Origin of the sequence: Pseudomonas sp. NY15372, assembly GCF_048068215.1 — a bacterium.
Lineage (GTDB): Bacteria > Pseudomonadota > Gammaproteobacteria > Pseudomonadales > Pseudomonadaceae > Aquipseudomonas > Aquipseudomonas guariconensis_A.
On record NZ_JBLUPY010000046.1, the window covers coordinates 22,779 to 33,907 of the forward strand.

Genomic DNA, 11,129 nt, shown 5'->3' on the forward strand with positions numbered 1-11,129 from the left:
GGGGCCTTAACTGACAGGCATTACCCCATTCCCAGCGTTTTCAGAGATCGAAATCACCCGCCGCTTCCGGCTGGTACTCGACCGCCAGCAACGTCAGCTTGAGGGTCTTGCCGCCTGGGGCCGGCCAGTCGATCTGCTCGCCTACCGACAACCCCAGCAACGCACAGCCGATCGGCGCGAGGATCGAAACCTTGCCTTCGCCGCCGGCATCCTTCGGGTATACCAGGGTCAGGTGGTAGTCCTTGCCGCTGGCTTCCTCGCGGCAGTGCACGCGCGAGTTCATGGTCACCACGCCGGCCGGGACCTCCTCGTGACCCACCACCTGTTCGGCGCGGTCCAGCTCGTCCTGCAGGGCGAGCACACCCGGCGTACTTTCGTCGAGGCTGTCGATCAGACGCTCCAGACGTTGTACGTCCAATCGGGTGAGGATGAGGGAAGGCTTGGTGCTCATGATCCAGTCAGACTCCTTTTTAACAGGCAGATAAAGCAAAACCCCGCCCAAGGGCGGGGTTTGTGAATGCTTTTGGCGTCATCGACGCAAACCCGACACTACCACAGCCGGGTAAATACTCAAGCCCAAGGCATCGCTAGGCGCTGTGCTGTTCCCGCAACACCTGGGCTTCGCGGCAGATCTGGCGGCGCCGTTCGTCGTCGGCCGACCGCCACTCGCGGATATGCTCCACATGACGGAAACAGCCGGTGCAGACCCTACGCTCGTCGAGCCGGCAAACGCTGACACACGGCGAAGGCACCGCCGGGCTTACGTTGCTGTACAGCGGCTTGGGCGGTCGGGGTTGCTCGCTCATCTCAGATCTCGTCGAAGTCCAGCTTCTCGCCGGCCCGCTCCCAGACGATGCGCTCGAGCATCTCGCCCAGCAGCTCCTCGCTCTTCTCGCACACCCACTTGCCGCTCTCTTCGTCGTAGTCGAAGTGGAAGCCCCCCGAGCGGTCGGCCAGCCATAGCTGGCGCAGCGGCTCCTGGCGGCTGAAGATCAGCTGGCTGCCGCTGTCGAACTTGATGGTGAGCACCCCGGCGGAGTTCTCCATGTCCACATCCAGCCCGCTCTCATCGAACAGGTCTTCCAGGGCCTGTTGGGTCGCGTCGACCAGGTCGTGGAAACGCGCTTCGCTCAAACTCATTGCAGGAACCTCGAAATTGGCTGCTTACGGCAAGCCGGGCAAGATACGGGCGCTTGCCGGCGAATGCAAAGGTTAGCATTTGTGTCGGCGGCGCTCTGTTGCCGGGTAGCCCCGCCAACAGCATGCACGCTGTACGTCCGCCAGGCGGACCGGTCCTTGCATAGGCAAGCCCGCAGGCGCTCGGTATACTCGGGCGTAATACTGCATATTTCAAAGGATTCGCCAATGAAGCGCCTGATTTCCTCCCTCGCGGCGCTGGTCGCGGTTGCCTGCCTCGTTTCGGCCTGCGGTCAGAAGGGCCCTCTGTACCTGCCTGAAGAAGGCAAGGACGGCAAGGACAGCCACAAGTCGCACCAGCATCAAGCTGCCGAGCCGGCTGCGCCGGTCGATGCCGCCGAACCCGCCCAGCAAGAGCCGCAGCCCGCGCAGTAAGGAAATCCAATGGACGCTTTCAACTACCGCGACGGCGAGCTGTTCGCGGAAGGCGTGGCCCTGTCGGCCATCGCCGAACGTTTCGGTACCCCCACCTACGTCTACTCGCGCGCTCACATCGAAGCCCAGTACCGCAGCTACGCCGACGCCCTGCACGGCGTCGAGCACCTGGTGTGCTTCGCGGTCAAGGCCAACTCCAACCTGGGCGTGCTGAACGTCCTGGCACGCCTGGGCGCGGGCTTCGACATCGTTTCCGGCGGCGAGCTGGAGCGTGTACTGGCCGCTGGCGGGCGCGCCGACCGCGTGGTGTTCTCCGGCGTCGGCAAGACCCGCGATGACATGCGCCGTGCCCTGGAAGTGGGCGTGCACTGCTTCAACGTCGAATCCACCGACGAGCTCGAGCGCCTGCAGGTCGTGGCGGCCGAGATGGGCAAGGTCGCACCGGTGTCGCTGCGCGTGAACCCGGACGTCGATGCAGGTACCCACCCGTACATCTCCACCGGCCTCAAGGAAAACAAGTTCGGCATCGCCATCGCCGATGCCGAGGCCATCTACGTGCGCGCCGCGCAGTTGCCCAACCTGGAGGTGGTCGGTGTCGACTGCCATATCGGTTCGCAGCTGACCACCGTCGAGCCCTTCCTCGATGCCCTCGACCGCCTGCTGGTGCTGGTCGACCGCCTGGCCGAATGCGGTATCCACCTGCGCCACCTGGATCTGGGTGGCGGCGTCGGCGTGCGCTACCGCGACGAACAGCCGCCGCAGGTGGCCGACTACATCAAGGCGATCCGCGAGCGCGTAGGCGAACGCGACCTGGCCCTGGTGTTCGAGCCCGGCCGCTACATCGTGGCCAATGCCGGCGTACTGCTGACCCAGGTCGAGTACCTCAAGCACACCGAGCACAAGGACTTCGCCATCATCGATGCGGCGATGAACGACCTGATCCGCCCGGCCCTTTACCAGGCCTGGATGGGCGTCAGCGCGGTCAAGCCACGCCAGGGCGAAGGCCGCAGCTACGACCTGGTCGGCCCGATCTGCGAGACCGGTGACTTCCTGGCCAAGGAGCGTGTGCTGGACCTGGCCGAAGGTGATTTGCTGGCCGTGCAGTCCGCGGGCGCCTATGGTTTTGTCATGAGCTCGAATTACAACACCCGTGGCCGCTGTGCCGAAGTGCTGGTCGACGGCGACCAGGCCTTCGAGGTCCGTCGCCGGGAAACCATCGCCGAACTGTTCGCCGGCGAAAGCCTGCTCCCGGAGTGACCCCATGCTGCTGCGTTTCACCAAGATGCATGGGCTGGGCAATGACTTCATGGTCCTGGACCTGGTCAGCCAGCACGCGCACATCCAGCCCAAGCACGCCAAGCAATGGGGCGACCGCCACACCGGCGTGGGCTTCGACCAGCTGCTGATCGTCGAGGCTCCCAGCAACCCGGACGTGGATTTCCGCTACCGGATCTTCAACGCCGATGGCTCCGAGGTCGAACAGTGCGGCAACGGCGCGCGCTGCTTCGCCCGTTTCGTGCTGGACAAGCGCCTGACCGCCAAGAAGCGCATCCGCGTGGAAACCAAGGGCGGCATCATCGAGCTGGACGTGCGCAACGATGGCCAGGTGTGCGTCGACATGGGCCCACCGCGCTTCGCCCCGGCCGAAATCCCCTTCGTCGCCGATGCACAGGCCCTTAGCTACCCCCTGGAAGTCGACGGCCAGGTCCATTCGATCGCCGCCGTTTCCATGGGCAACCCGCATTCGGTGCTGCGCGTCGACGACGTGCGCACCGCGCCGGTGCATGAACTGGGGCCGAAGATCGAACACCACCCGCGCTTCCCGCAGCGGGTCAATGCCGGCTTCATCCAGGTCATCGACCGCCATCGCGCCAACCTGCGTGTATGGGAGCGTGGTGCCGGCGAGACCCAGGCCTGCGGTACCGGCGCCTGCGCCGCTGCCGTGGCTGCCATCAGCCAAGGCTGGATGGATTCGCCGGTGACCATCGACCTGCCGGGCGGGCGTCTGAACATCGAATGGGCCGGCCCCGGCAAGCCCGTACTGATGACCGGCCCCGCCGTGCGTGTCTACGAAGGACAGGTTCGTCTTTAAGCGAGTAACCGCCATGACCGATCAGCCCCAGGCTGCACCCAAGCAGGCCCAGGACCTCGATGCCGAGGCCGTGGTCGCCTACCTGCGCGCCCACCCGACCTTCTTCGCCGAACACGACGAGTTGCTGGTCGAACAGCGCATTCCGCACCAACGCGGCGACAGCGTGTCGCTGGTGGAGCGCCAGCTCAAGCTGCTGCGTGATCGCAACATCGAGATGCGCCACCGCCTGTCGCAACTGATGGACGTGGCCCGGGACAACGACCGGCTGTTCGACAAGACCCGCCGGCTGATTCTCGACCTGCTCGACGCCGGCAGCCTGGAAGAAGTGGTGATGGCGGTCGAGGACAGCCTGCGCCAGGAATTCCAGGTGCCCTTCGTCAGCCTGATCCTGTTCGGCGAAACGGCCGCGCCGGTCGGTCGCTGGGCCAGCAATGGCGAGGCCCAGCAGGCCATCGGCGCACTCCTGGGCAGTGGCAAGACGGTCAGCGGCAACCTGCGCGAGCACGAGCTGGCCTTCCTGTTCGGCGAGGAGCAGCGCAAGGAAGTCGGCTCCAGTGCCGTGGCCGCCCTGGAATACCAGGGTCTGCATGGCGTGCTGGCGATTGGCAGCCGCGACCCGCAACACTACAAGAGCAGCGTCGGTACCCTGTTCCTCGGCTACATCGCCGAAGTGCTCGGCCGCGTCGTCCCACGCTTCACCCAGACCCTGCGACCGGTGCGCTGATGGAACGCCAGCTGGAGGCTTATTGCGCACACCTGCGCAACGAGCGCCAGGTGTCCGACCACACCCTGCTGGCCTACCGTCGCGACCTGCAGAAGGTCATCGAATACTGCAACAGCCAAGGCATCGCCGGCTGGGAGGCGCTGCAGGTCCAGCAACTGCGCCAGTTGGTGGCGCGCCAACACCACCACGGCCAGTCGTCCCGCAGCCTGGCGCGCCTGCTCTCGGCGGTGCGCGGCCTGTACCGCTACCTCAACCGCGAAGGCCTGTGCCAGCACGACCCGGCCAACGGCTTGTCGCCGCCCAAAGGCGAGCGGCGCCTGCCCAAGACCCTCGATACCGACCGCGCCCTGCAATTGCTCGATGGCGGCGTCGATGACGACTTCATCGCCCAGCGCGACCAGGCCATCCTCGAACTGTTCTATTCGTCGGGGCTGCGTCTGTCGGAACTGACCAACCTCGATATGGACCACCTCGACCTGGCTGGCGGGTTGGTCCAGGTCCTGGGCAAGGGCGGCAAGGCCCGTGTCCTGCCGGTCGGCCGCAAGGCCCGCGAGGCGTTGCAGGCGTGGTTCAGGCTGCGGGGTATCAGCGCACCGCGCGACAACGCCGTGTTCGTCACCCGCCAGGGCAAGCGCCTTGGGCCACGCGCCATCCAAATGCGGGTCAAGACGGCGGGCGAGCGCGAACTCGGCCAGCACCTGCACCCACACATGCTTCGCCATTCCTTCGCCAGCCATCTGCTCGAATCGTCCCAGGACCTGCGCGCCGTGCAGGAGATGCTCGGCCATGCCGACATCAGCACCACGCAGATCTATACCCACCTGGACTTCCAGCACCTGGCCGCGGTGTACGACAGCGCCCACCCTCGGGCCAAACGCAGCAAAGGCACAGACTCATGAGCATCAAGCTGATCACCTTCGACCTGGACGATACCCTGTGGGACACCGCACCGGTGATCGCCAGTGCCGAGATCGTCCTGCGCGACTGGCTCGAGGCCAACGCCCCGAGCCTGGGGCCGATTCCGGTCGAACACCTGTTCGCCATCCGCGAACGCCTGGTACAAGCCGAGCCTGGCCTCAAACACCGGATCAGCGCCCTGCGCCGCCGGGTACTGTTCCATGCCCTGGAGGAAGTCGGCTACAGCGAAAAACACGCGCAGGAACTGGCCAACGAAGGGTTCGAGGTATTCCTCCACGCTCGCCACCAGGTCGAGGTGTTCCCCGAGGTGCAACCGGTGCTGGAGATCCTGCGCCACCAGTACATCCTTGGCGTGGTCACCAATGGCAACGCCGATGTGCGTCGCCTGGGGCTGGCGGACTATTTCCGCTTTGCGCTGTGCGCCGAAGACCTGGGCATCGGCAAGCCGGACCCGGCCCCCTTCCTGGAGGCCCTGCGCCGGGGCGACGTGCAGGCTGATGCCGCCGTGCACATCGGCGACCACCCCGGCGACGACATCGCCGGCGCCCAACGCGCCGGGCTGCGGGCGGTGTGGTTCAACCCCCAGGGCAAGGCCTGGGCGGGCGAGCAGGCGCCGGATGCCGAGATCCAGCGGCTTTCCCAGTTGCCGGACGTCCTGACCCGCTGGCGTTGACTGGGGGCGCGTTGCGCCCCAATCGCGGGGCAAGCCCGCTCTCTCATAGAACAACGCATAACTATTTGATTTTGCGGGCCTTGTGGGAGCGGGCTTGTCCCGTGATTGAGACTGAACCGACTTTGCAAAAACGCCGCCCACAAAAAAGCCCGCAGCGACGGCGGGCTTTTTTGTATTCAGCCACTCAGATAGGGCGGCTGCCGTACTTGTTGTCCGGCTTCTTGGGCGGATCGGCGACCACGTTGGCTTCGACCTCTTGAACCTTGCCACCACGAGCAAGGAACTCTTCCATAGCCTTGGCCAGCGCATCGCGCTCCTTCTGCTTGGCTTCCATGCTCGGCATCTCGTCTACCGAGACCGCTGCCTTGGCTTTACCCTTGGCAACCGGTGCAGGGCTGTCGTCATCGCCGGCGTCTTCCGCGCCGTCGTCGGCCGCAGCTTCAAGGCCCTCATCGGCCTCGTCTTCGTCGCCTACTTCGAGGTCGTCATTTTCCAGATCGTCGTCGCTCATGTTCTACCTCATGACTTGCGAAAAGCAGGTTAGTTATAGACCAGTGGAGCCGTAGACCGGCGTCCACCAGTGAAAATTCAACTGGCCGTGGGTTGGCCACTGCCCGGGCATCCATCTCCTGATGGGAAACTGCCGCCCTACAGGCCCTGCTCCTGGCAGCGCCTGAGAAATCATCGAGCCATCAGCCGGGAAAAAGCGCCGGCAATTACCTGCTGGCCATGCGCTATTGCAAGCCTAGCAAAGGGTTTGGAAGTGTGTGGACAGCTCATCGAACACCCTTCGGCGCGCATTCTAGCGCGCTCGTGGAAAAAGCAAAGCTCCCTGAACGCCTGGCAACCTGTAAGTTTTTTACGAATGTCACGAACGTGCCCGGTAAACCGTTTGCCCTACGCCAAACAGCGAATTCCAGGCAAAAAAAAGCCCGGCGAACCGGGCGATTTCTACTGCGTCGCAGCTAGAGGTTGTAGCCGCGTTCGTTGTGCTGGGCCAGGTCGAGGCCGACCGATTCTTCTTCGTCATTGACCCGCAGCCCCATCAGGCCATCGAGCACCTTGAGGATCACGTAGGTTGCGATAGCGGTGTAGGCCACGGTGAACAGCACACCCTTGGTCTGTACCCAGACCTGCGCGCCGATGTCCTCGACCGCACCAAACCCGCCCAGGGCCGGCGCTGCGAATACACCGGTGAGAATGGCTCCGACGATACCGCCGACACCATGCACGCCGAAGGCATCCAGGGAGTCGTCGTAGCCGAGCTTGCGCTTGAGGCTGGTGGCGCAGAAATAGCAGATCACGCCCGAGGCCAGGCCGATCACCAGCGCGCCCATCGGGCCGACGGTACCGGCAGCCGGAGTGATGGCCACAAGGCCCGCGACCACACCCGAGGCGATGCCCAGGGCGCTCGGTTTGCCGTGGCCGATCCACTCGGCGAACATCCAACCCAGTGCGGCAGCGGCGGTGGCGATCTGGGTGACCAGCATGGCCATGCCGGCCGTGCCATTGGCGGCGGCGGCGGAACCTGCGTTGAAGCCGAACCAGCCGATCCACAGCATCGCTGCGCCCATCAAGGTATAGCCCAGGTTGTGCGGGGCCATCGGCGTGGTCGGGTAGCCCTTGCGCTTGCCCAGGACCAGGCAGCAGACCAGGCCCGCGATACCGGCGTTGATGTGCACCACGGTACCGCCAGCGAAGTCCAGCACGCCCCAGTCCCACATCAGTGCGCCGTCACCGCTCCAGACCATATGGGCGATTGGCGCATACACCAGGGTGAACCACACACCCATGAACACCAGCATGGCGGAGAACTTCATGCGCTCGGCGAAGGCACCGACGATCAGGGCCGGGGTGATGATGGCGAAGGTCATCTGGAAGGTGATGAACACCGCTTCGGGGAACAGCGCGGCGGCGGAGGTCAGGCTCTGGGGCGTGACACCGCTGAGGAATGCCTTGGAAAAGCCGCCGACGAAGGAATTGAGGTTGACCACGCCCTTTTCCATACCGGTGGTATCGAATGCCAGGCTGTAGCCATAGATGACCCAGAGAATGCTCATCAGGCCGGTGATGGCGAAGCATTGCATCATCACCGACAGCACGTTCTTCGAGCGCACCATGCCACCGTAGAACAATGCCAGGCCCGGAATGGTCATGAACAGCACCAGCGCCGTGGCGGTGAGCATCCAGGCGGTGTCACCGGAGTTCAGCGCCGGGGCAGCTTCCTCTGCCAGGGCCAGGCCTGGCATTACGAGGGACAATAGGGCTCCTAGCCCTGCGATCTTACGCAGAGTCATGTTGTTTTCTCCTGGGGCGTTGGGTTTGGTGAGGCGGTGTTGCTTAGATCGCGTCGGTATCGGTTTCGCCGGTACGGATGCGGATGGCCTGCTCCAGATTGACCACGAAGATCTTGCCGTCACCGATCTTGCCGGTGTTGGCCGCCTTGGTGATGGCTTCGATTACCCGGTCAAGGTCCTTGTCGTCGATGGCGACGTCGATCTTCACCTTGGGCAGGAAATCGACCACGTACTCGGCACCGCGGTACAGCTCGGTATGGCCTTTCTGCCGACCGAAGCCTTTGACTTCGGTCACGGTGATGCCCTGCACGCCGATTTCCGACAGCGACTCGCGCACGTCGTCCAGCTTGAACGGCTTGATGATGGCAGTGACTAGCTTCATGAAACTTCTCCCGATTTGGTGGACTTGCCCCAGGAAAACAAACCCGTCTCAAGTCTAAGCGCAGCGCCTGGCTTTGTAACGCGTCGTCGGCGGCATCCAGCTGCGCATGCGCGCTGTCTGGTTTCAGGTACAGCATCAGTGCATGGCTCGCAGAGGTCTTAGCAGAAACCTTGCCAGTTCGTATAAATTCAATAAAAACAATGAGTTGTGTTAATCGCAGAAACTTGGCCAGTCGCCATCAAAGCCAAGGCGCACAATTACGGTGCATTCGGACGGGCCACATTGCGCAAAAAATGGGCAGCACGAGCCCCACCGAGGCGCGTGTTACACTGCCTTCCTTTCAATGATTCAGCGGACAGCCCAACATGCTCGCGCCAAAAGCCTTTCTCGACGCCCTGAGCGACCAGGCCTCTCGCCTGTTCAGCGGCGATACCGCCCAACCTCGCGCCGAACTGGAAAGCCAGTTCAAGGTCCTCATGCAAGGCGCCTTCAGCAAGCTGGACCTGGTCAGCCGGGACGAATTCGACAGCCAGATGGTGGTCCTGGCCCGTACCCGCGCCCGTCTGGAAGCCCTTGAGAAACAGCTGGCCGAGCTGGAAGCCCGGATCGCGCCGCCAGCCCAGCAATGACGACCGCTATTGCCCTTCTTCGCGGGTAAACCCGCGAAGGGCCTTGGCCCGGTTCGCTGTAAAACCCCGACGCACTCTTTCGCAACCGCCCCTTCCCTGGCGCTCTATGCTTGCCCAACCGCAGGAAGCGGTTCCCACAAGCGATCACGGAGTGTCCATGTCCCTCGCCCTCGTCCATAGCCGCGCCCAGGTCGGTGTGCTGGCGCCTGCTGTCAGTGTCGAAACCCACCTGGCCAACGGCCTGCCTACCTTGACCCTGGTCGGGCTGCCCGAAGCCACGGTCAAGGAAAGCAAGGACCGGGTGCGCAGTGCCATCGTCAACTCCGGCCTGGACTACCCAGCCCGGCGCATCACCCAGAACCTCGCCCCCGCCGACCTGCCCAAGGATGGCGGCCGTTATGACCTGGCCATCGCCCTGGGCATCCTGGCGGCCAACGGCCAGGTTCCGGTGGCGACGCTGGGTGAAATCGAATGCATCGGTGAACTGGCGTTGTCGGGCGGCCTACGGCCAGTGCAAGGCGTACTGCCTGCCGCGCTGGCCGCCCGAGAGGCCGGGCGGGCATTGGTAGTGCCCAAGGAAAATGCCGAGGAGGCCAGCCTGGCGAGCGGCCTGGCGGTGTATGCCGTGGGCCATCTTCTGGAGCTGGTCGCCCATCTCAATGGCCAGGTGCCGCTGGCGCCCTATGCCGCTAATGGTTTGTTGCTGCGCAGCCGGCCCTACCCTGACCTGAGCGAAGTGCAAGGCCAGGCGGCAGCCAAACGTGCCCTGCTGGTGGCTGCCGCAGGTGCGCACAATCTGCTGTTCACCGGCCCGCCAGGTACTGGCAAGACGCTGCTGGCCAGCCGTTTGCCGGGGCTGCTCCCCCCGCTGGATGAACGCGAAGCCCTGGAAGTGGCGGCAATCCAGTCGGTCAGCGGCCACAAGCCGCTGGACTGCTGGCCGCAGCGCCCGTTTCGCCATCCGCACCACTCGGCGTCCGGGCCGGCATTGGTCGGCGGAGGCAGCAGGCCGCAACCGGGGGAGATCACCCTGGCGCACCATGGCGTGCTGTTTCTGGATGAGCTGCCGGAATTCGAGCGGCGCGTGCTGGAGGTGCTTCGCGAACCCTTGGAGTCTGGCGAGATCGTGGTGGCGCGGGCCAGAGATCGGGTGCGTTTCCCGGCGCGCTTTCAGTTGGTGGCGGCAATGAACCCTTGCCCGTGTGGCTACCTGGGCGACCCTACCGGGCGCTGTCGCTGCAGCGCCGAGCAGATCCAGCGCTATCGCAACAAGCTTTCCGGCCCCCTGCTCGACCGTATCGACCTGCACCTGACCGTGGCGCGGGAAAGCACGGTGCTGACCAACGAGCCCAGCGGCGATTCAAGCGCCAGCGTCGCCCGCCTGGTGGCCGAGGCGCGCGAGCTGCAGCAGCGCCGCCAAGGGTGCGCCAATGCCTTTCTCGACCTCAATGGCTTGCGCCGCCACTGCGTGCTGGCACCTGCCGACCAGGCCTGGCTGGAAAATGCCTGCGAGCGTTTGACCTTGTCGCTGCGGGCGGCCCATCGATTGCTCAAGGTGGCCCGCACGCTGGCCGATCTCGAACAGGTGGCGAACATTGGCCGGGCGCACCTGGCTGAAGCGCTGCAGTATCGGCCTGGCTCTTGATCGGCACGGTTCTGCGGTCAAGGACAAGCCATACCGCCCCAGCCCACAGAAGATCAGCACTGGCCGTTTGTGCTTTGCGCGACAGTGCAGCCCAAAGGGCTGGGTGACCTCCCGCAACAAGCGTACACAGGGCCTGTGGGAGCGGGCTTGCCCCGCGATTGGGCCGGGCCCGCTATCACCGCCGCCAAGCAAGGGCT

At 64.5% G+C, this 11,129-nt stretch carries 14 protein-coding genes; 8 read left to right on the forward strand and 6 right to left on the reverse strand.

The window, feature by feature from the left end; genetic code table 11:
- Positions 1–40: 40 nt before the first annotated feature.
- From rnk to cyaY, 3 genes are all read right to left on the reverse strand, one after another.
- A complete protein-coding gene (gene rnk / locus ACNFG0_RS20985) occupies positions 41–451 on the reverse strand; it encodes a nucleoside diphosphate kinase regulator (RefSeq protein ID WP_416766230.1) in 411 nt (136 codons plus the stop codon).
- Between the two features lie 136 nt (positions 452–587).
- A complete protein-coding gene (locus tag ACNFG0_RS20990) occupies positions 588–806 on the reverse strand; it encodes a DUF1289 domain-containing protein (RefSeq protein ID WP_416766232.1) in 219 nt (72 codons plus the stop codon).
- Between the two features lies 1 nt (position 807).
- The gene (gene cyaY, locus ACNFG0_RS20995; RefSeq protein WP_043213409.1) at positions 808–1,140 is read right to left on the reverse strand and encodes an iron donor protein CyaY; all 333 of its coding nucleotides are present in this window, start codon (positions 1,138–1,140) and stop codon (positions 808–810) included.
- Positions 1,141–1,365: 225 nt separating this feature from the next.
- On the opposite strand from cyaY, the gene lptM reads away from it, so the two are divergent.
- The 6 genes from lptM to ACNFG0_RS21025 are packed head-to-tail and all read left to right on the forward strand — an operon-like array spanning position 1,366 to position 5,979.
- On the forward strand, positions 1,366–1,572 hold the full coding sequence (gene lptM / locus ACNFG0_RS21000; protein WP_196144626.1) for an LPS translocon maturation chaperone LptM: 207 nt from the start codon (positions 1,366–1,368) through the stop codon (positions 1,570–1,572).
- 9 nt (positions 1,573–1,581) lie between these two features.
- Positions 1,582–2,829, forward strand: coding sequence for a diaminopimelate decarboxylase (lysA, locus tag ACNFG0_RS21005; protein WP_196144627.1), 1,248 nt, complete (start codon positions 1,582–1,584; stop codon positions 2,827–2,829).
- A gap of 4 nt (positions 2,830–2,833) precedes the next feature.
- Positions 2,834–3,664, forward strand: coding sequence for a diaminopimelate epimerase (dapF, locus tag ACNFG0_RS21010; protein ID WP_196144628.1), 831 nt, complete (start codon positions 2,834–2,836; stop codon positions 3,662–3,664).
- Positions 3,665–3,677: 13 nt separating this feature from the next.
- Positions 3,678–4,388: a DUF484 family protein gene (locus tag ACNFG0_RS21015; RefSeq protein WP_196144629.1), complete on the forward strand. Its 711-nt coding sequence runs from the start codon at positions 3,678–3,680 to the stop codon at positions 4,386–4,388.
- Positions 4,388–5,287, forward strand: coding sequence for a tyrosine recombinase XerC (gene xerC, locus ACNFG0_RS21020; RefSeq protein WP_196155531.1), 900 nt, complete (start codon positions 4,388–4,390; stop codon positions 5,285–5,287). Before ACNFG0_RS21015 ends, xerC begins: the two co-directional genes overlap by 1 nt.
- Positions 5,284–5,979: an HAD family hydrolase gene (locus ACNFG0_RS21025; protein WP_196155532.1), complete on the forward strand. Its 696-nt coding sequence runs from the start codon at positions 5,284–5,286 to the stop codon at positions 5,977–5,979. Before xerC ends, ACNFG0_RS21025 begins: the two co-directional genes overlap by 4 nt.
- Before the next feature lie 184 nt (positions 5,980–6,163).
- Here the strand turns inward: ACNFG0_RS21025 and sutA are convergent, their stop codons facing one another.
- The 3 genes from sutA to glnK form a co-directional block, all read right to left on the reverse strand.
- On the reverse strand, positions 6,164–6,490 hold the full coding sequence (sutA, locus tag ACNFG0_RS21030) for a transcriptional regulator SutA (protein ID WP_196144632.1): 327 nt from the start codon (positions 6,488–6,490) through the stop codon (positions 6,164–6,166).
- A gap of 454 nt (positions 6,491–6,944) precedes the next feature.
- On the reverse strand, positions 6,945–8,276 hold the full coding sequence (locus tag ACNFG0_RS21035; RefSeq protein ID WP_416766234.1) for an ammonium transporter: 1,332 nt from the start codon (positions 8,274–8,276) through the stop codon (positions 6,945–6,947).
- 43 nt (positions 8,277–8,319) lie between these two features.
- Positions 8,320–8,658: a P-II family nitrogen regulator gene (glnK, locus tag ACNFG0_RS21040; protein ID WP_002555808.1), complete on the reverse strand. Its 339-nt coding sequence runs from the start codon at positions 8,656–8,658 to the stop codon at positions 8,320–8,322.
- Positions 8,659–9,023: 365 nt separating this feature from the next.
- Here glnK and ACNFG0_RS21045 point away from each other — a divergent pair, with 365 nt between their 5' ends.
- Both ACNFG0_RS21045 and ACNFG0_RS21050 read left to right on the forward strand, forming a co-directional pair.
- Positions 9,024–9,287, forward strand: a complete 264-nt coding sequence (locus tag ACNFG0_RS21045; RefSeq protein WP_196144634.1) for an accessory factor UbiK family protein — start codon at positions 9,024–9,026, stop codon at positions 9,285–9,287.
- Positions 9,288–9,444: 157 nt separating this feature from the next.
- Entirely contained in the window at positions 9,445–10,932 is a 1,488-nt protein-coding gene (locus ACNFG0_RS21050) for a YifB family Mg chelatase-like AAA ATPase (protein ID WP_196155533.1), read from the forward strand.
- Positions 10,933–11,129 lie beyond the last annotated feature (197 nt).

Excerpts from the sequence above, each read along its gene's own strand:
- rnk (WP_416766230.1), bottom strand. The coding sequence starts at position 451 with ATGAGCACCAAGCCTTCCCTCATCCTCACCCGATTGGACGTACAACGT.
- ACNFG0_RS20990 (WP_416766232.1), bottom strand. The coding sequence starts at position 806 with ATGAGCGAGCAACCCCGACCGCCCAAGCCGCTGTACAGCAACGTAAGC.
- cyaY (WP_043213409.1), bottom strand. The coding sequence starts at position 1,140 with ATGAGTTTGAGCGAAGCGCGTTTCCACGACCTGGTCGACGCGACCCAA.
- lptM (WP_196144626.1), top strand. The coding sequence starts at position 1,366 with ATGAAGCGCCTGATTTCCTCCCTCGCGGCGCTGGTCGCGGTTGCCTGC.
- lysA (WP_196144627.1), top strand. The coding sequence starts at position 1,582 with ATGGACGCTTTCAACTACCGCGACGGCGAGCTGTTCGCGGAAGGCGTG.
- dapF (WP_196144628.1), top strand. The coding sequence starts at position 2,834 with ATGCTGCTGCGTTTCACCAAGATGCATGGGCTGGGCAATGACTTCATG.
- ACNFG0_RS21015 (WP_196144629.1), top strand. The coding sequence starts at position 3,678 with ATGACCGATCAGCCCCAGGCTGCACCCAAGCAGGCCCAGGACCTCGAT.
- xerC (WP_196155531.1), top strand. The coding sequence starts at position 4,388 with ATGGAACGCCAGCTGGAGGCTTATTGCGCACACCTGCGCAACGAGCGC.
- ACNFG0_RS21025 (WP_196155532.1), top strand. The coding sequence starts at position 5,284 with ATGAGCATCAAGCTGATCACCTTCGACCTGGACGATACCCTGTGGGAC.
- sutA (WP_196144632.1), bottom strand. The coding sequence starts at position 6,490 with ATGAGCGACGACGATCTGGAAAATGACGACCTCGAAGTAGGCGACGAA.
- ACNFG0_RS21035 (WP_416766234.1), bottom strand. The coding sequence starts at position 8,276 with ATGACTCTGCGTAAGATCGCAGGGCTAGGAGCCCTATTGTCCCTCGTA.
- glnK (WP_002555808.1), bottom strand. The coding sequence starts at position 8,658 with ATGAAGCTAGTCACTGCCATCATCAAGCCGTTCAAGCTGGACGACGTG.
- ACNFG0_RS21045 (WP_196144634.1), top strand. The coding sequence starts at position 9,024 with ATGCTCGCGCCAAAAGCCTTTCTCGACGCCCTGAGCGACCAGGCCTCT.
- ACNFG0_RS21050 (WP_196155533.1), top strand. The coding sequence starts at position 9,445 with ATGTCCCTCGCCCTCGTCCATAGCCGCGCCCAGGTCGGTGTGCTGGCG.